The 18,305-nt window shown below is 67.2% G+C and carries 18 protein-coding genes and 9 pseudogenes; 14 read left to right on the top strand and 13 right to left on the bottom strand.

The annotated features are described in order from the left end of the window. Positions 1–494: pseudogene (locus ACLJT4_RS17110) on the top strand (IS30 family transposase); the annotation flags it as partial. A 65-nt stretch (positions 495–559) separates the two neighbouring features. Here ACLJT4_RS17110 and ACLJT4_RS17105 read toward each other — a convergent pair. Continuing rightward, complete coding sequence (locus tag ACLJT4_RS17105) at positions 560–1,153, bottom strand: DDE-type integrase/transposase/recombinase (protein WP_411123175.1); 594 nt, start codon at positions 1,151–1,153, stop codon at positions 560–562. A 127-nt stretch (positions 1,154–1,280) separates the two neighbouring features. After that, a pseudogene (locus ACLJT4_RS17100) lies at positions 1,281–1,574 on the bottom strand (transposase); the annotation flags it as partial. On the opposite strand from ACLJT4_RS17100, the pseudogene ACLJT4_RS17095 reads away from it, so the two are divergent. Beyond that, positions 1,509–2,320: pseudogene (locus ACLJT4_RS17095) on the top strand (IS5 family transposase). The pseudogenes ACLJT4_RS17100 and ACLJT4_RS17095 sit on opposite strands and share 66 nt — an antisense overlap. 58 nt (positions 2,321–2,378) lie before the next feature. Here the strand turns inward: ACLJT4_RS17095 and istA are convergent. The 5 genes and pseudogenes from istA to ACLJT4_RS17070 all read right to left on the bottom strand — a co-directional run. Then, positions 2,379–3,374 (bottom strand): annotated as a pseudogene (istA, locus tag ACLJT4_RS17090) (IS21 family transposase); the annotation flags it as partial. A 149-nt stretch (positions 3,375–3,523) separates the two neighbouring features. Continuing rightward, positions 3,524–3,855, bottom strand: a pseudogene (locus ACLJT4_RS17085) (ATP-binding cassette domain-containing protein); the annotation flags it as partial. A 62-nt stretch (positions 3,856–3,917) separates the two neighbouring features. After that, positions 3,918–4,499: a peptidoglycan-binding protein gene (locus tag ACLJT4_RS17080; protein ID WP_411123174.1), complete on the bottom strand. Its 582-nt coding sequence runs from the start codon at positions 4,497–4,499 to the stop codon at positions 3,918–3,920. A gap of 15 nt (positions 4,500–4,514) precedes the next feature. Beyond that, complete coding sequence (locus tag ACLJT4_RS17075; RefSeq protein ID WP_411123173.1) at positions 4,515–4,910, bottom strand: hypothetical protein; 396 nt, start codon at positions 4,908–4,910, stop codon at positions 4,515–4,517. 19 nt (positions 4,911–4,929) lie between these two features. After that, entirely contained in the window at positions 4,930–5,448 is a 519-nt protein-coding gene (locus tag ACLJT4_RS17070; RefSeq protein WP_411123172.1) for a hypothetical protein, read from the bottom strand. A 101-nt stretch (positions 5,449–5,549) separates the two neighbouring features. On the opposite strand from ACLJT4_RS17070, the pseudogene ACLJT4_RS17065 reads away from it, so the two are divergent. The 8 genes and pseudogenes from ACLJT4_RS17065 to ACLJT4_RS17030 all read left to right on the top strand — a co-directional run bounded on the left by ACLJT4_RS17065 (position 5,550) and on the right by ACLJT4_RS17030 (position 10,481). Beyond that, positions 5,550–6,154, top strand: a pseudogene (locus tag ACLJT4_RS17065) (response regulator transcription factor). Further along, positions 6,151–6,891, top strand: coding sequence for a histidine kinase dimerization/phospho-acceptor domain-containing protein (locus ACLJT4_RS17060; RefSeq protein ID WP_411123171.1), 741 nt, complete (start codon positions 6,151–6,153; stop codon positions 6,889–6,891). Before ACLJT4_RS17065 ends, ACLJT4_RS17060 begins: the two are co-directional and overlap by 4 nt. 70 nt (positions 6,892–6,961) lie before the next feature. Then, positions 6,962–8,434 carry a peptidoglycan D,D-transpeptidase FtsI family protein gene (locus ACLJT4_RS17055; RefSeq protein ID WP_411123170.1) on the top strand — a complete coding sequence of 491 codons (1,473 nt, stop codon included), beginning with the start codon at positions 6,962–6,964 and terminating at the stop codon, positions 8,432–8,434. Between the two features lie 433 nt (positions 8,435–8,867). Continuing rightward, on the top strand, positions 8,868–9,092 hold the full coding sequence (locus ACLJT4_RS17050; RefSeq protein ID WP_411123169.1) for a hypothetical protein: 225 nt from the start codon (positions 8,868–8,870) through the stop codon (positions 9,090–9,092). A 237-nt stretch (positions 9,093–9,329) separates the two neighbouring features. Beyond that, positions 9,330–9,476 (top strand): hypothetical protein, encoded by a 147-nt coding sequence (locus ACLJT4_RS17045; RefSeq protein ID WP_411123168.1) that lies wholly within the window; start codon positions 9,330–9,332, stop codon positions 9,474–9,476. Between the two features lie 320 nt (positions 9,477–9,796). Further along, entirely contained in the window at positions 9,797–9,928 is a 132-nt protein-coding gene (locus ACLJT4_RS17040; RefSeq protein ID WP_411123167.1) for a hypothetical protein, read from the top strand. Positions 9,929–9,970: 42 nt separating this feature from the next. Further along, positions 9,971–10,141: a hypothetical protein gene (locus ACLJT4_RS17035; RefSeq protein WP_411123166.1), complete on the top strand. Its 171-nt coding sequence runs from the start codon at positions 9,971–9,973 to the stop codon at positions 10,139–10,141. Between the two features lie 43 nt (positions 10,142–10,184). After that, positions 10,185–10,481 (top strand): transposase, encoded by a 297-nt coding sequence (locus tag ACLJT4_RS17030; RefSeq protein ID WP_411123165.1) that lies wholly within the window; start codon positions 10,185–10,187, stop codon positions 10,479–10,481. Positions 10,482–10,492: 11 nt separating this feature from the next. Here ACLJT4_RS17030 and ACLJT4_RS17025 read toward each other — a convergent pair. From ACLJT4_RS17025 to ACLJT4_RS17015, 3 genes and pseudogenes are all read right to left on the bottom strand, one after another. Continuing rightward, positions 10,493–11,230 (bottom strand): annotated as a pseudogene (locus ACLJT4_RS17025) (ISAzo13-like element transposase-related protein); the annotation flags it as partial. A gap of 30 nt (positions 11,231–11,260) precedes the next feature. Further along, positions 11,261–12,460 (bottom strand): IS4 family transposase, encoded by a 1,200-nt coding sequence (locus ACLJT4_RS17020; protein WP_411123164.1) that lies wholly within the window; start codon positions 12,458–12,460, stop codon positions 11,261–11,263. A gap of 229 nt (positions 12,461–12,689) precedes the next feature. Beyond that, positions 12,690–13,637, bottom strand: a pseudogene (locus ACLJT4_RS17015) (ISAzo13 family transposase); the annotation flags it as partial. 147 nt (positions 13,638–13,784) lie between these two features. Here ACLJT4_RS17015 and ACLJT4_RS17010 point away from each other — a divergent pair. Next, a complete protein-coding gene (locus tag ACLJT4_RS17010) occupies positions 13,785–13,931 on the top strand; it encodes a hypothetical protein (RefSeq protein ID WP_411123163.1) in 147 nt (48 codons plus the stop codon). A gap of 276 nt (positions 13,932–14,207) precedes the next feature. Further along, a complete protein-coding gene (locus ACLJT4_RS17005) occupies positions 14,208–14,615 on the top strand; it encodes an integrase core domain-containing protein (RefSeq protein ID WP_411123162.1) in 408 nt (135 codons plus the stop codon). A gap of 19 nt (positions 14,616–14,634) precedes the next feature. On the opposite strand, the pseudogene ACLJT4_RS17000 reads toward ACLJT4_RS17005, so the two are convergent. Beyond that, a pseudogene (locus ACLJT4_RS17000) lies at positions 14,635–14,975 on the bottom strand (transposase); the annotation flags it as partial. Positions 14,976–15,621: 646 nt separating this feature from the next. On the opposite strand from ACLJT4_RS17000, the gene ACLJT4_RS16995 reads away from it, so the two are divergent. Together ACLJT4_RS16995 and ACLJT4_RS16990 are read left to right on the top strand one after the other, a co-directional pair. Next, positions 15,622–16,029 carry a hypothetical protein gene (locus tag ACLJT4_RS16995; RefSeq protein WP_411123161.1) on the top strand — a complete coding sequence of 136 codons (408 nt, stop codon included), beginning with the start codon at positions 15,622–15,624 and terminating at the stop codon, positions 16,027–16,029. Continuing rightward, positions 16,026–17,252 (top strand): acyl-CoA dehydrogenase family protein, encoded by a 1,227-nt coding sequence (locus ACLJT4_RS16990; RefSeq protein WP_411123160.1) that lies wholly within the window; start codon positions 16,026–16,028, stop codon positions 17,250–17,252. The genes ACLJT4_RS16995 and ACLJT4_RS16990 overlap by 4 nt, the downstream gene beginning before the upstream one ends. Positions 17,253–17,276: 24 nt before the next feature. Here ACLJT4_RS16990 and ACLJT4_RS16985 read toward each other — a convergent pair whose 3' ends face one another. Further along, positions 17,277–17,717 carry a hypothetical protein gene (locus tag ACLJT4_RS16985; protein ID WP_411123159.1) on the bottom strand — a complete coding sequence of 147 codons (441 nt, stop codon included), beginning with the start codon at positions 17,715–17,717 and terminating at the stop codon, positions 17,277–17,279. 50 nt (positions 17,718–17,767) lie between these two features. Next, positions 17,768–18,259, bottom strand: a complete 492-nt coding sequence (locus tag ACLJT4_RS16980; RefSeq protein WP_411123158.1) for a hypothetical protein — start codon at positions 18,257–18,259, stop codon at positions 17,768–17,770. Positions 18,260–18,305: the final 46 nt, after the last annotated feature.

Here is an 18,305-nt window from a genome sequence, read left to right as displayed (position 1 = left end):
GGAAGGGGCGGAACAAGCCCCATCGTGGCGATCGCCGGTGGGCGAACGCCTGGAGCCCGGAGCAGATTTCAGCCCGACTGAAGATCGACTTTCCTGAGGACGAGTCCATGCGCATCAGTCACGAGGCAATCTACCAGTCCCTCTACGTCGAGAGCCGCGGCGGCCTCAAGCGAGAGCCCGTGGCCTGCCTGCGCACCGGCCGCGCCCTGCGCGTTCCCCGGGCAAGGTCCCGCAACAAGCCGGGCGGCCACGTCACCGAGGAGGTGGTGATCAGCCAGCGGCCCGCCGAAGCGGTCGACCGAGCCGTGCCCGGCCACTGGGAAGGAGACCTGATTATCGGGCTGAACCGGTCGGCGATCGGGACTGTCGTGGAACGAACGACCCGCTACACGATGCTCGTTCACCTGCCGCGTGCCGAGGGTCACGGCACCATCCCACGGACCAAGAACGGCCCCGCGCTGGGCGGCTATGGGGCCGTGGCCATGAAGGACGCCCACCCTCGCCTGGAAGACCCCTGCGGAAGCCCTCAATGATCATCTACGATCAGCACAAGCCGGTGTTACGACGACCGGTTGAATCCGCCCTGCGAACCGCGGTCGCTGTGCAGAACGCACCCGTGGACGTGCTCGCGTCGGGCCACGGCGTTGTCCAGGGCGGTCACAGCCAGTCGGGACTTCATCCGCGCGTCGATGGAGTAGCCCACGATCCTGTTACTGAAGACGTCCTTGACCGCACAGAGGTACAACTTCCCTTCGTCGGTGGCGTGTTCGGTGATGTCCGTGAGCCACAGCCGGTTCGGGCCGGACGCGGTGAAGTTACGGCTCACGAGATCGTCGTGCACCGGCGGGCCGGCCTTCTTGCTCCTTCCGCGCTTCTTGCCGAAGACGCTCCACCATCGGTTGTCCCGGCAGATCCGCCAGGCAGTCCGGTCCGCCATCCCGGCTCCGGCGCCACGGGCTTCATCGGCAAGGAACCGGTAGCCGAACTCCGGATCATCGCGGTGAGCGTCGAACAGAGCGTTCGCGCGATATGCCTCCTCCAGGACAGCGGAGGCCACCGGCTTTTCGAGCCAGCGGTAGTAGGGCTGTCTGGCGAGCTTGAGCACCCGGCACGTCACCGTGACGGGCACCCCGTCCCCGGCCAGCTCCTTCACGAGCGGGTAGATCCTTTCCCGGCAGATGCGCCTGCGAAAGATAGGCTGCCGCCCGGCGCAAGACCTCGTTCTCCTGCTCCAGCAGCTTGATCCGCCGACGTGCATCCCGCAGTTCCGCGCTCTCCTGACTGGTCGTTCCCGGCCTGGACCCGTCGTCGATGTCCGCGCGGCGCATCCATTTCCACAACGTCATCGGATGGACGCCGAAGTCCTTGGCCACCTGCTCGACCGTCACCCCCGGGCCACGGTTCCTCGCAACCCGCACGACGTCCTCACGGAACTCTTCGGGATAACTGATCGTTTCAGAATGAGTTTGGTGTGGTGGTTGGTAGTTGAGGGCGACGTCGGGCAGGGGCTGCGGGGTGTCCGACTTGTTTCTGATGATCTGTGGAAGCGGATAGTCCCGCTGCTCCCGGCCCATCCGCCGCGGCGGCGCCGCTTCCCCGGCAGGCTTCCGGTGGACGACCGCGTTGCCTTGGCCGGCACCGTCTATGTGCTGCGCAAAGGGGTGAGCTGGCGGGATGCCCCGGCCGAGTGGATCGGTTGCAGTGGAGTGACCTGCTGGCGCCGTCTGCGGGACTGGACCGAGGCCGGCGTGTGGCCCCGCCTGCACGCGACGTTGCTGGTTGAGCTCCGCAGGTCCGCTCTGCAGGAGATGGACGACGCGGCAGTGGACGGCTCTCATATCAGAGCCCTCAAGGGGGGCTCCCACCGGCCTTCGCCGGTCGATCAGGGCAGGCCGGGCAGCCAGGACCATCTGATCGTCGATCGGCACGGCACGCTCACCGTGTCGCTGACCGGCGGCAACCGACACGACGTCACCCAGCTGATGTCGCTGTTGGATGCCATCCCCCGCATCCGAGGACTGCGCGGCCGCCCACTGCACCGGCCGCGGAGGCTGTTCGCCGATCGCGGCTACGACGTGGACAAGTACAGGCGCCTGATCCGCAAGCGCGGCATCACCCCGAAGATCACCCGCCGCGGTACTCCGCACGGCTCCGGCCTGGGCAAGACCCGGTGGGTGGTAGAGCGCACCTTCGCCTGGCTTCACTTCACCAATTCAAACGCCTGCGGACCCACTACGAGATACGCGCCGACCTCCACCAAGGGCTCCTCGAACTCGCCTGCAGCATCATCTACTTGAGACGACTACGCACCGCATTCTGAAACGATCAGTAAGGCTTGGGCACAGCGACATCCTTCCCACCCGCCCCACAGGGCAGGCCAGTTCAGATGTCACCCGATCGTGCGGCAGACCCACCGAGATCGTGGAGTCCCAGCAGACCCGGCGGGTGGTGCCGAACGCCGCGGTGAACGGACTCTTCGGCAGCGGGTGCAACCGGTGGGCCTCCTCGGCGAGCCGCTCGACGGGTTTGCGTCGAGTCGCCTTGTGGACACGGGAGTTGACCTCGTCGCAAAACTGACGGCAGGCCGCTTCCAACTCGCCGAACGTCTGGTAGTGCTCCCGCAGATTCACGTCCTTCGGCACAAGATCGGCCTTCGCGATCTTCACCGTGGACTCCGACCCGCCTTTCGTCTCCGGATCCGCCGGCAAGCACGTGCGTATGGTCGTGCCGTAATGCCTCGCGACCTCGACGATTTCCGGGTTGCGCACCGCGATCCCGGCGACGTGGTCGGTGGTGACCGTCTTCTCATTGTCCGTGAGCACGTAGGCCGGGATGCCGCCGATCCTGCGGAACGTGGCGTCCAAACACGCCGTGATCGTCGGCAGTGTCTTGTCCCATATCGGGATCACGACGCAGAACCGGGACCAGGCCAGCCACGCGCAAAACAGCGTGGTCCTGAGTCCCTTGACCACCGGACCGTCGCCGAAATCGTACTGAATCCACAGCCCCGGCTCAGTCACCCATGGCCTATAGACCCGCCGCCGACCGGCCCTGAACTGGGCTTTTGCCTCGGCGACGGTGCGGCGGGTGGTGCGTTCCCCGCCCGAGAAGCCCATCGCGACGATCCTCTTGTGGACCACGTCCGCACGGATCTTGCCCTGCGAGCGGACCACCAGTTCCTCGATCTTCGGCAGATAGCCGTCGATCTGCCGGCCCCGGTGCCGGCGCTTGTCGGGCTGCTGCCCGGCAGCCCGCATCTTCACATACCGGGCCACCGTGTGGTGGTCGCACCCGGCCAACTCGGCCGCGGCACGGTAACTCCCCGTGAGGTCGTACGCCTCAAGAATCTCCATGACTTCCTTGCTGTTCTTCACCCGCTCCAGCGTCGCCGAGCGGGACTACTCGGAGAGAGCGGGGAGAAATCTGGCCGCACCCGGGGACCCCATGCCGTACGTGGGGAAAACCGTGGCCACAGATTGCGCCGTAAGTGGCCGCCAGCGTGGAGCTTACGTAGGCCGCCGTCAGAGTAGAGCAAGCCTTCGACGACGTTGTCGTGGGCGCTGCCCCCGGGCACGAAGTGGAATGACTGGAAGGCGAGGCCGATATGCCGGTGCGCAGGGCGGACAGTCGGCGGTCGGAGAGGGTCGCGACGTCATGGCCCGCGATGCTGACGGATCCGGCGGTGGGCCGGTCCAGGGTGCCAACGATGTGCAGCAGCGTGGAATTGCCCGAGCCGGACGGGCCGACGATCGCGAGCAGTTCCTCGCGTTCAATCCGCGGATCCTCCCCGCGCAGCGCCGCGACCCCGCCCGGGTACTCCTTGGTGACCTGGTTCAGTTCGACGACGGTGCTGATGTCGTGGGCACTCCGACCTTCATTCCCTCCGTCAGGCCGGATCCGCTGATCTCGGCCCTGCCTTACCCGAAGATTCCCGGTTTGACGGGGACTTCGCATGCCGCTCCGTGCTCCACCACCTGGACGCCGAAGCCTCCGGCGAACAGCGCGAGCAGGGCATTGACGGGCACGGTCAGCACGTTCTGGCGCGTCTCGCCCTCGATGTCGACGGAGACCGGCGCCTGGTCAAGGCCGTCACCTCCTCCAGGGTCAGTCAAGGTCACGCGTGCGGTGACCTTCGCCTCGCCCTGCCCGCCCTGGTCCTTGCCATCCCCACTGTCGACGTTGCGGTCGGTGGAGACCACCTTGCCCTTGACTCGCACGCCGTCGGGCAGGGTGGTGTCGACCCGGGTGCCGGGCTTGGCGAGGTTGGCTTCGGCCGCGTCGCGTTTGATCTGCACTTCGCGCCCGGACCGGGTGGTGCTCAGCACCGGCCGGCCGGGGGCCGTCTGATCGCCGACGGCCGCCTCCTTCTTCTTGACCCGCACGGAACCGGGCTCGAAAGCGACCTGATCCAGGCCAATCTCGCCGGTCTGCTTCAGGCCGTGTGCCTTCTGCCAGCGCTTGACCGCGTCCGCGGTGCCGGAGGTGAACTGCTCTTCCACAGCTAGCCCTTGGCCTTAGCCAAGGTCACAGAGGTTCTCCTTGAGCTGCTTGACGTCCGGACCCTTGTCCCCCGCCTTCAGTTTCTGGTACATGGGTCGCTCGCCGTACATGAGCCGGCCCTTGTTGCCGTCGGCCTCGTAAAGAGGCTCACCGCGTTTGATCACCGTGCCGGTGTCCGGGAGCCAGGTGAGGGTGCCCTGCACCCCGCCATTGAGCTTGCGCTCCTTGGAGTAGCCGAGGGTCCCGTCCGCCTGGGGCCGGCTACTCAGGTCCTGCCGCTTTGCCGAATCGGTCTTCTGCGGCAGACCGTCCGTAGGGCTCTCGCGGCTCACGCCGTCGCCGGACGTTGAGACGGCCGCGGCTCCGCCCGCCAGCGCGGTCGCCAGGATCAGCGAGGCGGTCACGGGCATCTTGCAGAACTCTTTACGCTCACTCCCCAATCTGATTACGGCACGCCTTGTTCGCCTTCTCGTGCTTCTCTATCTCCGCACCCTGCGGAACCGTCGAAGCTTCCGATCTGGCCCCGCCGTCGGCGAACTCTGGGTCCTTCATGTCAACGCCGTTCTTGCGCATGCATTGGGCATACTTGAGCAGCTTGTCCTTGTCCGCCTGGGATATCTCCTCCCTGCCCGAGCCACCATCCACGTCAGCGCACGCCTTCATGGCCTTTTTCACCATCTCCGCGTCGCCGTCGATGGCCATGGCGTGCTTCTCGTCCTTGGGCTCCTCGACCTTCGCACCGTTGTCACGCAGAAACTGTCGGTACTTGTACGCGGCGTCGACCTCTTTCCCCTTGCCGGACGCGTGGGAGCTCTTGGCGGTGCTGCCGTTATCCGAATTTTCCGTACCGCCGGCACAGGCCGTGGCAAACAACGTCACCCCTGCCAGGACCGATGCCGCGATGCCGCACTTGCGCCGTTCCGCATGGTTTCCTACCTGTCCGAACATTGGACACCGACAGCACGGAGACTGGCACACATCCGCATTTCGTCTCTCTTAACGAAGAGGTTTACAACGACGAAAGGTCGCCTTCAGGTACACCTGACGCCATGCACATAGTGATTGTGGAGGATGAGGAGTTCCTACAGACATGATCGCCGAGGGACTGCGGCGCGATGCTCTGACCGCAGACGTCGTGCGCGTCGGCCTCCCCGGCGTGCACGACGATGAGGTGTGCCGGCACGTCGTCGAGCAGCGCCTGATGCCCCGCGTACTGATGCTCACCGCAGCCCGTTCCGTGTGTGAGCGCGTCGAGGGCCTGGGGCTTGGGTGCGGACGACTATCTCGCCAAGCTGTTCGCCTACGAGGAGTTGCACGTCCACATATCGGCGCTGGGCAGGCGCGCCTGCCCAGCGCTGCCTCTGGTCATCGAGCGCGCGAGCATCACCTTGGACACGGCCCGCCGGCAGGCCTTCCGGGACAGCCGCTACCTCGCCTTGTCCTGCAAGGAGTTCAGGGTACTGGAGGTGCTGATGCGCGCCGAGGGCGCCGCGTCGGCGTCGACGAGGTGATCGAGCAGGTATGGGACGAGCACGCGGGACACGGCACCAACGTCGTACGAGTCGCCCTCAGCAAGCTCCGCGCCAAGCTCGGCTTGCTCCAGGTCATCGCGACGGTGTCCGGTCACGGCTACCGCATCGGCGGCCCGGTGTGAAACGTATCCGGCTGCCCGGAGGAGAACGGGCCCGACTGAGCACGCTCTACGGCGGGCTGCTTGTGCTCGCCGGGGCCATGCTCATCGGCCTGGTCAACTTCCTCGTCCGCGAGGGCCTGCATTCCTCGATCAGCACAGCCGTGTGTGTCAGACCCGGGAGCATCACACCGGCCGCCTCCCTCTCCCCCGTCCCCGCCTCTCCCGGGCCCGCGGATCCCAGCGACCATGCACGCTCCCGGACCATCGAAACCTTCGCCCGGGCCGCCGAGAAAGCTGCCCAGAACCGGTTGCTGACCGTCTCACTGATCGCCCTGGGCGCGTTCGCCATCATCGCCATGGCACTGGCCTGGTGGATGGCAAGACGCGTGCTGCGCCCGGTAGGGGTGATCACCCGTACGGCACAGCGGCTCTCCGGCGATAGCCTCCACGGGCGCATCGCCCTGGACGCCCCCGCGGGCGAGCTCAAACAGCTCGCCGACATCGTCGGCAACATGCTCGCCTGCATGGAGCAGCTCGTCGGCGCTCAGAAGCGCTTCGCCGCCAACGTCGCGCACGAGCTGCGCACACCCCTCCCTGTCCAGCGAGCGGCGGCGGAGTTTGGCCTGGACACCAGCGCCCCGGCCGCGGTCGCGCGCATCCGCCAGAAGCTCATCGAGGTCGAGGGGACGACCGGCGGTGCCTCCGCCGGGCCTGTCGCCCGCGGCCTGCTGTTCGCCGTCCCGTCCGACCTGTCATGACCGCTGGTGCCAGGCCCGGCGCCGGCCCTTCCCGCGAAGTCCGCCACCTCCGAGAGACCTCTGGAGAGCAATGAACAAGCCACTGAGGCACGTAGCCTTCTTGTGCGGGGCCCTGATGATGGCCTTGCTCGTACAGGCCACCTGGGTGCAGTTCGTCAGGAGCGACGAGCTGGCCAGCGACCCGAACAATCGGCGGGTGCAGATCGAGGCTTTCGCCAAGCCCCGCGGCAACATCATCGTCGGCGGTCAATCGATCACCGACTCCGTGCAGACCTCCGGATCGGACCTCAAGTACAAGCGCGTCTTTACAGACGGGCCAATGTACGCGCCGGTCACCGGCTACTTCTCCCAGGCGCAGGGCGCGACCTTCCTCGAAGGCGTTCACGGCGACGTGCTCAGCGGCAAGGACGGCAGGCTACTCAACGGGCCGCTCTCCCCGCTGACCGGCGAGAAGCCACGGGGCGGCGATGTCGTCACGACCATCGACGCGGATGCACAGAGGGCCGCCTACAAGGGGCTCGCCGATCTCAACGCCAAGGGTGCGGTGGTTGCCCTGGATCCCCGCACCGGCAAGATCCTCGCCATGGTGAGTACGCCATCCTACGACCCCTCCGTCTTCGCCGGTATGTCGAGCGAGGAAGGAGATGCCTTCCAGGAGCTGGACCGGGATGAGGACAAGCCACTGAGCAACCGGGCGATCCGTGAAGCCTACCCACCCGGCTCGACCTTCAAGATCCTCACAGCAGCGGCCGCCCTCGAACACGGCACGATCACCGATATCAATGCCCCCTCGGGTATTCCGGCGCCCTACCAACTGCCGCTCAGCCGCACGAAGATCGGCAACGTCGTCCCCGACGCCCAGTGCGACAAGGTCTCGATGAAGACCGGCATGCAGTGGTCGTGCAACAACATCTTCCTCGACGCCGCACACAAGACGGGTAAGGAGCAGATACGCGCAACGGCGGAGAAGTTCGGTTTTAACAAGGAGCAGTTCACCCCCGTCCGTACAGCTGCCAGCAGCTACCCCAGCGACCTGGACCAGCCTCAGACGGCGCTGACTGGCATGGGCCAGGGCAGCGTGACCAGCACACCACTGCAGATGGCCATGGTCACCGCCGGTCTCGCCAACGGCGGCAAGGTGATGAAGCCGTACATGGTGGACGAGCTGCGTGGACATGGTCTGTCCACCATCGAGAAGAACGAACCCGAGGTCCTGAGCCAGGCTGTCTCCGAGAACACGGCGAAGAAGGTGCAGGAGATGATGGAGTACACCGTGAGCGACGGCACGGGCAGCAAGGTGAAGATCGACGGCGTCACGGTCGGTGGCAAGCCTGGCACCGCCCAGCACGGCGCCGACGTCAACGGCGAGCGCCCGTACGCCTGGTTCGTCTCCTACGCCAAGCAGAGCGATGGCTCCTCCCCGGTCGCGGTCGCTGTCCTCGTCGATCCCAAAGACATGAACATCTCCCGTTCCGACATCGCGGGCGGTCGGCTGGGCGCCCCGATCGCCAAAGCGGTCATGGAAGCGGTGCTGAAGCGGTGAGCCGTCGCCGTTCGAAAGCCGGCCGAATACATGGGATCACTGGCAGGATCCGGGCCAGGCAAGCACAAAGGGAGGTGACGCAGCAGGTGAGTGAGACACCAACAGTGGGCGAGGACCCCGACAAGCCGGAGCGGCAGCGACTCTCGGGAGGAACCTCCGCGAGCGGAGGCGATCCTCGTACCGAGCCCTCCCGCGCACCGGAAGCACGACCGTCGGATTCACCGGAGTCCAAACCGACAACTGCCAGTCCTTCGGGGCCGGTTAGGGTCACAGATGACGCAATGGGCGAGCTGCCCGATCCGGAACAGGAGGAGAAGCCAGCGCCTCACCCGAAAACGACGCCGCCCGGCAACGGTTCGGTGACTGGAAGCGGAGAGCGTGTCGTGCCCGACCAGCAACCCGGGACATGCGACAACGAAACCGAGATTCCGACATGGGCAGACGCAGGGGCGGCACGACGGGACGCCACGTATGGCACGGCCACCCTGTCGCCGAGGACAGTTCGACGATCTCCAACCCTTGCGCCGAGAACCGCTCCGGAGGCCAGGAGGGCAAGGCCACTGCGGAGGGCAGCCAGATAGACGAAGCCGACGACGGACGAACTGTAGCAAAGACCGACACGCACGACGACATCGAGGACGGCAAGTCCGCACAGTAGAACGGCCCTGATGACGTCGCTGAGGACGACAGCGATGCCGAGCGGGCCGACTCCGCCGTCACTGACCACGTCAGCAAGTCGACCCGGGGCCGACCCGCCGCACCCGTCTGCCCGGTGCGGCGGATGAGAAGAAGACAGCGGCGGCCGCGCCCACCCGACCGCACGAGGGCGCCCCCGCAGCTCAGCCCGGGCCGCGGCCGGAGGGCCGAGCCGTCCCCACCGCCGAATCCTCTGCACATGCTCGTACAGCTCGCCAACACCCCGCCGCCGCCCGAGAACCTGGCCAGGGGCGTCGTCCGTCGGCTCAAGATCTGGACGCCAATCGCCCTGGTCCTGGCCACCTCCTCATGGCCGTGCAGACGGTGCGCCCCCTGCCCGACGTGACTCTCACACTCTCCGCCGCGACCTCGTCCCACACGTTCGACGGACGGTTCGACATTCCGTGGTCCGACAAGGGACAAGGTGCCGTGCAGGCCCAGGGCACGGGCAGCCTCGGCATCTTCGGGGGGGGCAGAAACCGGTGCCAATCGCGAGTGTCGCCAAGGAGATGACATCGTATGTGCTCCTCAAGGAGCATCCGCTTGAGAAGGACAAGACGGGCCCTACTATCGAGGTCGACGACGAGGCCGTGCAGGACGGGCGGGCCGAGGGCGAGTCACGCGTCGAAGGCCTGACGGCGGGGGGCGAAGTTCAGCCAGCAGGACATGCTGAAGATGCTCATGATCCCGTCGGGCAACAACATCGTCCGGCTCCTGGCCCGGTGGGACACCGGAAGCGACACCGAGACCGCGTTCGTGCGGAAGATGAACGACGAGGCCAAGGCGCTTGGCATGTAGGACACCACCTACACCGACCCCAGCGGCCTCGACGCCAAAACCGTGAGCTCCGCTGTCGACCAGCTCAAGCTGGCCGCGGCCGTCATGAAGTTCGACGCGTTCAGGCCGGTCGTCGCACTGCCGAACGCCACCATCGGGGACCTGCCTCAGCAGATCATCAACAACAACGACAACCTGCTGCTGGGCCCTCACCCCGCGTCCGGGACACCGTAGACACTGGATCTTGAGGATCTGGGAGAACGGAGGCCCTGTGGGGATGAAGCACTATCCGCCGGAGTTCAAGGCGGACGCGGTCGCGCTGTACCGCTCACGGCCGGGAGCGACGATCAAGTCGGTCGCGGCTGATCTGGAGGTCAACACCGAGACGCTCAGGAACTGGATACGGGCCGCCGACGGGCGGCGTCCGGGCTCGCACTCGGCGGCCCAGCCGGCCACTTCGGCAGCGGACTCGGCGGAAGTGACCGCCTCGCGCAAGCGGGTCCGTGAACTCGAAGAAGAGCGGGACATCCTGCGCAAAGCGGCCCGGTATTTCGCAACGGAGACGCGCTGGTGAGGAGCCGTAAATTAACTACTGCCGTCTTTGATCATGTCGTTGTGCTGTTCGATCACGCTTTTCAGGGCTTCGAGTGTGCGTGGTGGACGGGTCTGGTGAGTGAGGAGCATGGCAAGCTCCGGACCGCCGTAGGCCAATAGCGGCTTGGTCCTTGTGGCGTGGTAGCTCATCGTGTTCCGGTCCCGGCCGAGCAACTCCCCGACCAGTGTGAGGGCGACGGTGTTGCGGCTGCTGAGGACGGCAGCCAGGATCCGGTGGCGGTGGTCGAGGATGCCAAAGCCGGGGTTGCGGCCGCGGCCGTCTCGGCCCTCGGCCTGGCGCTCGGCCTCGGCCAGGATCTGGCGGCAGGGTTCGAGCTGGAGTACGAGCTGGTCGAACCGATCACGGGTCATGCCGGTCAGGGCAGGGTGGGTGAGCAGGAAGGTGGCCTCCGGCGGGATGGCGGGCGCGGGCTCGTGCTCCGGTGCGCTCGGCAGGTGCTGGTCGGGGTCGCGCGGGGCGATGGTGTAGTTCCACTCCCCGTGGAACGCGTCGCGCTCCACGCGCTGTTCGACGGCCCTGCGCTCGGCTTTGGTGAGCTTGCGCCCGGTGGGGTAGTCGTTCTCGTCCAGGACGGCGCTGACGCTCAGTCCCGTGCTGGTGCGGGTGGAGCCGATGGGCTGGAGCAGTACCTCGTAGCTGGTCAGCGGCTGCCCGCGCAGGCTGTGGGTGATACGGGAGAACAGGCGGTGTTCGACCTTGTTCCATTTCGAAGCCCCGGGCCAATGCCGTTGCTTGAGTCAGTGAACTATCGTCGGCTGCAGGGTGATGACCTTGGGGGCAACGCGCCGTGTCGGCTGCCTGTCCCGGGTGTTGATCCGGTAGGAGAGCTTGGAAGAGTACTTCGAGTCCGGCCGTTTGAGGTGCCGGTCCGCCTCGCGCAGGCGCCTGGCGCCGTTGTCGAATTTCCGGTGCACCCTCGCCGCCAGCATGGCCAGGAACTTCTTGATCTTCTCGGGTGTGTCCGCACACTGACGGACCACACTGCGCCGCGTGCGCTTGAGGACTTTGACGAACGAGACCCGGACCGGATCGATGCCGTTGTCGTCGGCCAGGGACATGATGATCCGCATGAGGCAGTGGTACACGACCAGGTGCGCCCAGACCTCCTGCCGCACCAGATCCGGGTCGCCCGACCGCAGAACCTCGGCCGGCCCGCGCTGGAAGGTCTTGATCTGCCGAAACGCCGACTCCGCCTCCCACCTCGCATGGTAGAGCCGAGCCAACTCCGTCGCCGGAAAGGCAACCGGGTCGAGCAGATCGGTAAGTAACCTGACCACCTCACCGCCGTCGACGCGGTACTCGATCACCCGGACCAGCACCCCACCGTGGTGTGCGCCCTTCTGCCCGGCCAGGTTCATCCTGGCCAAGTAGGTACCGTCGGGAAGATGCTCGACCGGCCGATGTGCCACCGGCGAACGAGCCCGGATCAGCAAGTGCGCCCCGGCCCCGAGGTACGCCTTCCACAAAGCTACCCCGGGAAAGTTCCGGTCCATGATGACCAACATCCCGCTCGCCGAGCCAGCCAGAGCGATTGCCAGCTCCCGCTCACCTCCGCTGAATCCGCCCACCGCCGCATCGACCTGCGCATGTGTGCCGCACTCGGTCAGCGTCACCACCCGGACCTGAGGGAAACCCGCCGGCTGCCCGTTCTTGACCGGGCCGCCGAACGCAGCCCGGTTGGCTGTCGTATCCGGCGCATCCAGCACGAACCCTTCTACCGCGGCCAACCGCATCCCGCGGTAGAAGGCGCCCTCCAAGCTGATGGGGGCCAACGGGCCGGCCAGCTCACGGAACACAGCCTCCAGGACCAGCGGCCCCAGACGCTTGCGCGCCCGCGTGAACGAGGACTTGTTCGGGATCCTCCCGCTCAACTCACGGACAGCACCCACCAGTTGCTCCGCAACGTCATCATAGGAATCCTGCTGGAACAACGCCAAGGCAAGCGTGAATTAGACCATGAACCCGGCCGGTAGTGCACCGGGCTTCTTGTCCCGGACTCCGCACTTCTCCAGCACCCTGGCGACCAGTTCCGGGCACCCATCGGGTCACCACACCCAGTCGCACATGATCGGACAATCCCACCCAAGGATGCATACCGAGCCCAACGACCCCGCTTCTCCAACGTCACTGGGAACTGCTTGACGAGTTCAAGCAACGGCATTGAGCCCCGGGCGGGAAGTGCAGGACGGTGACGGCCAGGCCGGTCGCGTCGCACAGAGCAGCCAGGTCCATCTTGAACAGGACAGAGTCCGCCGCGTTCGCCCCGCCGGCGTCCGCGGTGATCAGCAGCCGGGTGGCCGTGGGGTAATCGAGGCGGCCTTGGTGGTTCCACCAGCGGTGGATCGACTCCGCTGCGAAGGCGGCGGTGTTGCGGTCGGTGCCCACGTTTACCCAGCCGGTGCCGCGTCCCAGGTCGTAGATGCCGTAGGGGATGGCCATCGGGGTGTCCGGGTCGGTGAAGTCGTGGTCCGGGGCGGTGATCGGTCTTCCTTTGGGCCGGTAGGTGCGGCCGGGGCGGGCGAACTCGCCGATCGGCTCCTTCTGTTTCGCGTCCACGCTCACCACCGGTAGGCCCTGGGCCAGGAACTGTTCGACGGTGGTGTTGATGCGCCGGAACTGGGCGTCGCGGTCGGGAACTTGGCTGCCGGCACGGATCTTGGCCATGCCCTGCAGACTGAACCCCATCCCGTGCAGCAGGCTGCCCACCACCGGGGCGCTGACCGGGTGCCCTGCCTGGGCGAATTCTCGGGCCAGGTCGCGCAGCGAGGCGGTGGTCCAGCGCAGCGGAGAGACCGGGTCGCCCACCTCCCGCGGCTCGATCAGCGTCTCGAGTGCCGTCACCAGGCCCAGGTCGCGCTCGGCGGCAGACTTGCGCCCACCGCCGGGTCTGCGCACCCGCCCCAGCGTCACTGCCCCGCCCGCCAGCTCCTCGCGCCCGCGCGCGATGGTCGACTCGGAGACCTCCGCCAGCCTGGCCACGGCCACGTTCCCGCCGTACCCCAGAGCCCCGGCTTCCGAGGCCAGATACAAGCGGCGCTGGCGCTCATCCAGGTGCGGCAGCACCGCGGCGAACTTCACATCCAACACCGCCAAGACCTCATCTGATATCCCCATGAGAGCCCATATACCAGTCCACGCACCGAAGTTGAGGTGAAACCACCAGTAATTTTCTTACGGCTCCTGAACCGCTGCCAGTTCGTTGATGATCACCAGCGCCGATACGGCGTCAAGCGGTTGTGCCGGATCCTGAGGATCGCCCGCTTGAGCTTCTACTACTGGCGATCCACCGCTCCCGCCCGGGCCGCCCGGCAGGCCGCGGACGCGGAACTCGCGGCGCGAATACGCCGGGCCCACCGGGAATCCGACGGCACCTACGGCGTCTCGACGATCAACGCTGAACTCCGCTAGGACAGCGGCGAGCGCGTGAACCACAAGCGTGTCGCCCGTGTGATGCGCGGTCCATCGGCCTGGTGGGCCTGCGCCTGCGTCGTCGCCATCGCACCACCGTCGCCGACCCGGCCGCCGCGAAGGCCCCGGACCTGATCGGCCGGGACTTCACCGCCGAGGCGGTGAACACGAAGTACGTCGGGGACATCACCTACGTCCCGCTGACCAGCGGAAAGTTCCTCTACCTCGCGACCGTCATCGACCTGGCCTCCCGCCGGCTGGGCGATCGCCGACCACATGCGCACCGAGCTCGTCACCGACTCCCTGGCCGCCGCCCAGCAGACCCGCCGCACCCTGCGCGACGCGGTGCTGCAGACCGATCACGGAGCCCAGGGCGGATTCAACCGGTCCTTCGCCGCGGCCTGCCGACAGATCGGCGTGATCCAGTCCATGAGCACGGTCGGCCGCAGCGCGGACAACGCCCTCACGGAGTCCTTCAACGCGACGTGCAAACGCGAGACCCTGCAGGGACGACGGGCCTTCACCGACGAGCGCGAGGCCAGGCTCACCCTGTTCCGCTGGCTACACCGCTACAACACCGTCCGGCGTCACACCGCCCTCGGACACCGCGGCCCCCATAACCTACGAACAAGCACTCCGCACACCGTCAACTACGCTGGCCTCAGCCGCATAACCAGTGTCTAGGATCAAGGGTCAAGGCCCTTTCCCTTTTGAAGGTCGCGTTGAAGCTTTCCGCGGCGGCGTTGTCGGCCGAGCCGCCGACGGCGCTCATGGACTGGATCACACCGGTGCGGTGGCATGCCCCGGCGAGGGCGGCACTCGTGTATTGCGCCCCGTGATCGGTGTGCATGACGGCGCCTTTGAGGCTGCCGCGGGTCCGCTCGGCCGCCGCCAGGGCGTCGACGACGAGCTCGCCCGCATGTGGTCAGCGATCGCCCACCCTGCCAGGCGGCGCGAGCGTAGGTCGATGACCGTGGCCAGGTAGAGGAATTTCCCGCCGCCCGTCTTCAAGTACGTGATGTCGCCGACGTACTTGGTGTTCGGGCCTGCTCGTACCGGCCGAGCACCGGCCACTTCTCCGTGAGCACCGTCGTGCCGCTCAAGCCATCTCCCAAGTTCGTAGCTACACCTGGGAGACATGATCACCCCGGCAGATTCCACGTAACTTTTAAGCTCCTCAAACGCCAGCACTACGGCCGGGCCGGCTTCGAACTGCTCCGACGACGTATCCTCCTTGCGCGCTGACTCCTTGCTTCACGGAAAGTGTCGAAGAGCCAATCCCAACTGGCCGCTGACACTCGTCCACGTCACCCATGGCCGACCAACAGCACTCGGTACAGCGAGATCATGTCGGCGGTGGTGAGGGCAGGTAGCCGGAGACCATTGCCAGTCTCCGGCGCGCCTTCCTCCTTCCGACCCGATCGGGCGGGAAACTGGGAAAGCAATGGGAAAACGATCATGCAAATCTCCGCGACGTACTGCACGAAGACGCAGCGAGCTACCCGAACATGCATGCTGCACCGCAGGTCAGACGATGGTCACTCCTCTGACCTGCCGCGTCCTAGCCCAGCGGCTTATTCGCCTACCACAAGACGGGCATCCTGGTGGCCACCACGTCCAGCGTCTTCAGCGGCGGCGGGCACGCCGACCACTGGGCCCGTTCCTTCTACCATCGGGCGGAGGGACGGGCATGACGCCGCGGACGGTCGATCCGGCGCCGCTGGCCGGCAGTTGGATCAACTTCGACACCACGGCCACCGGCATCCGCCTGGTCGATGCCGGGGTCGACGGCGGCCGGCTCATGCTGCGGATCACCGAGCGCGGCGCCCCGGAGACCGCACAGGAGGCACTGACCGACGGGCCCGTCACCGGCGCCGCCCTGCCCGCCGTCCCGCTGGCCGACAGCATCGACGCCACCACGGCCGTGGCGTTCCTCGCCGAGGGCCCGCTCGGTTCCCGCCGGGCCATCCTCTGCGGCTACCTCAACCGCGGTCTGCTGACCCTCGACGTCCACACCGTCCACCCCGGTGACGCGCGGATGCCGAACCTCATGTACCGCGCCCATTTCTACCGCCCCGAAGGGGCCGACCCGAGATGACCGGCGACCGGGACCGCCTGACCGGCCCGGCCTCCCTTCCGGTGTCCGAAGACGACCGGGCGGTCCTCGACGCCGTGGCGAAGCTGGCCGAGGACGCCTTCGCCCCTCGCGCCGAGGAGTACGACCGAAGGGCCCGATTTCCCACCGAGGACTTCGACGACCTGTTCTCCGGGGGCTTCCTCGGCGCCACCGTGCCCCGCGCGTACGGCGGCCTGGGCTACGGTCCGCAGCAGCGCAACACCCTGCCGCTGTGGGAGATGACCACCACACTGGCCAAGGCCGATCTGTCCCTGGCCCGTTGCTGGGAAGGGCACGCCAACTCCCTCGTCCTCATCGACGCGCTGGCGCTCCCGGAGCAGAAACGACGCTGGTTCGCCGGCGTGGTCGAAGCGGGGGAGGTCTGGGGTGCCTGGAGCGGCGAACCGCAGGCACCGAAGCCGGGCGAGAGCCACCGCTTCGGCACCATGTTGACCCCGGTGGCCGGTGGCTGGACCCTGCGCGGCAGCAAGGCGTTCGCCACCGGCGCCACCGGCGCCCGGTGGGCGATCCTGCTCGTCGATCCGGCCGGCCCCGGTGGAGCCCGGCACGCCCGAGGTGCCGACCGGAAGCTCCTGCTGCTCGCCTGCGACCTCTCCGACCCGAGTGTGACGGTGGACAGTTCGTGGTGGGACCCGATCGGCATGCGGGCGACGGTCAGCCACGTGGTGCGGTTCGAGGACACCTTCGTCCCGCGTGAACACCTCATCGGCCGTCCCGGCGGCTACCTCGACGGGCAGTGGCAGACCGCGTTCATCCCGCACTACGCGGCGAGCTTCCTCGGCGGCGCGCTGGCCGCGTACGAATACGGACTGGGGTATCTGAAACGGCAGGGCAAGGGCGGCGACCCGCACGTCCAGCAGCGGGTGGGCACCATGGCCGTCAACATCGACACCGCCCGCCTCTGGCTGCGTCACGTCGCCGACCTGTGGGACGAGGGCAGGCTCGACGAGGCCCGGATCGCCGGCAACCGCGCCTGGCACGTGATCGAGCACCTCGCCGAAGAGACGGTGCACCACGTCATCCGCGCGTGCGGGGCCCGCAGCCTCATCCGCCCGAGCCCGGTGGAACGCATCCTGCGCGATCTGACCTTCTACGAGCTCCACGACAACGACGACCACGTCCTGGCCACCATCGGCCGAGCCGTCCTCGGCGAGCAGCACGACCTGTCGTTCCACCACCCCTGAACAGGGGCGCCGCGTGGCACGTGATCAGGCGTTACCGCCGTCCACCTCGTCGTCCCGAGGAGCGGCGCTCCGCGTGGACGCGGGGCGCTGCGGGCCGGTGATACGGAAGCCGACGAGTGCAGCCGCGGCGCCGACGGCAACGGCGATCGCGCTGGTGGTCTTCTGCGGGAACCAGGTCGGCTCGTACATGTTCGGCAGCGGACCGAGCGTGCCCACGTTCACGTACCGGTAGAGCAGCACGGCGCCCAACGCGGAGACGGACACCAGGAAGGCGAACGCCCACACCGACCGTCGTCGGCCGAGGAGCAGGACGAGGAGCGCCGCCAGGGACGCCGCCGCCGCTTCGATGCGGAACAGCGTTCCCTGGCTGATCTGCCGCCCGATCGGATCGTAGGCGGAGGCGAGGTCCACGTGTACGTAGGCGTCAACGGCCAGTGCGGCGGCGGTCACCACTTGGAGCACCACACGCGTGACCCTGTGGCGGCGCGGGCGGTCACCGGGTTCGGAAGCCATCGCTAATGCTTGGTCGCGCTCGCCGCGGCGCTACCGGGCGTCGGGGACGCGGAGCCGTTCCCCCGGACCTGGAGATGGGTGTCCATGCCGAGTTCCTTGTGTTTGGCGATCGGACACCACAGCTCGTAACTGCCGGGTCGGAGGGCGACGGTGAGCCGCGCTCGGCCGCCGGGAGCAATGGTCGAGGTGTGCGCGTTGGACACCCCGGGCCCCGCGATGGCCAGCGAGTGGGCCACCGTGCCTGCGTTGTCGACGACGAACGTGACGGTTCCCGAGGTCGCCTGGGCCGGTGAGAGGGCCAGTGAGTACTCCTTCTCCGTGACGGTGATCGTCGTGCCCGCCCGCGCGCTCGCGCTCGGAGTCGCGCTCGGAGTCGGAGTCGGAGTCGGGGCCGAACCGTTGGAACACGCGGTGGCAGCGGTCAGCGCGGCGAGTGCCAGAAACCTCAGACCCTCGCGGGCGCCACGCGGGGATGGGAAGCAGTGCACGGCCATGCCTCGGTGTCTCCCTTCGTCTCGTGACGAGGCTGGCCCACGTTGC

The organism is Streptomyces sp. x-19, from assembly GCF_046549115.1.
GTDB classification, from domain to species: domain Bacteria; phylum Actinomycetota; class Actinomycetes; order Streptomycetales; family Streptomycetaceae; genus Streptomyces; species Streptomyces albulus_C.
The sequence above is the reverse complement of the archived record's forward strand: the minus strand, read 5'-3'. Positions and strand labels throughout refer to the sequence as shown.

What these genes read in the sequence shown, in the direction of transcription:
- ACLJT4_RS17005 (WP_411123162.1), top strand. Translation starts at nt 14,208, where the DNA reads ATGCGCACCGAGCTCGTCACCGACTCCCTGGCCGCCGCCCAGCAGACC.
- ACLJT4_RS16980 (WP_411123158.1), bottom strand. Translation starts at nt 18,259, where the DNA reads ATGGCCGTGCACTGCTTCCCATCCCCGCGTGGCGCCCGCGAGGGTCTG.
- ACLJT4_RS17070 (WP_411123172.1), bottom strand. Translation starts at nt 5,448, where the DNA reads ATGTTCGGACAGGTAGGAAACCATGCGGAACGGCGCAAGTGCGGCATC.
- ACLJT4_RS16990 (WP_411123160.1), top strand. Translation starts at nt 16,026, where the DNA reads ATGACCGGCGACCGGGACCGCCTGACCGGCCCGGCCTCCCTTCCGGTG.
- ACLJT4_RS16995 (WP_411123161.1), top strand. Translation starts at nt 15,622, where the DNA reads ATGACGCCGCGGACGGTCGATCCGGCGCCGCTGGCCGGCAGTTGGATC.
- ACLJT4_RS17045 (WP_411123168.1), top strand. Translation starts at nt 9,330, where the DNA reads ATGCTCGTACAGCTCGCCAACACCCCGCCGCCGCCCGAGAACCTGGCC.
- ACLJT4_RS17030 (WP_411123165.1), top strand. Translation starts at nt 10,185, where the DNA reads ATGAAGCACTATCCGCCGGAGTTCAAGGCGGACGCGGTCGCGCTGTAC.
- ACLJT4_RS17055 (WP_411123170.1), top strand. Translation starts at nt 6,962, where the DNA reads ATGAACAAGCCACTGAGGCACGTAGCCTTCTTGTGCGGGGCCCTGATG.
- ACLJT4_RS17050 (WP_411123169.1), top strand. Translation starts at nt 8,868, where the DNA reads ATGGGCAGACGCAGGGGCGGCACGACGGGACGCCACGTATGGCACGGC.
- ACLJT4_RS17040 (WP_411123167.1), top strand. Translation starts at nt 9,797, where the DNA reads ATGCTGAAGATGCTCATGATCCCGTCGGGCAACAACATCGTCCGGCTC.
- ACLJT4_RS17075 (WP_411123173.1), bottom strand. Translation starts at nt 4,910, where the DNA reads ATGCCCGTGACCGCCTCGCTGATCCTGGCGACCGCGCTGGCGGGCGGA.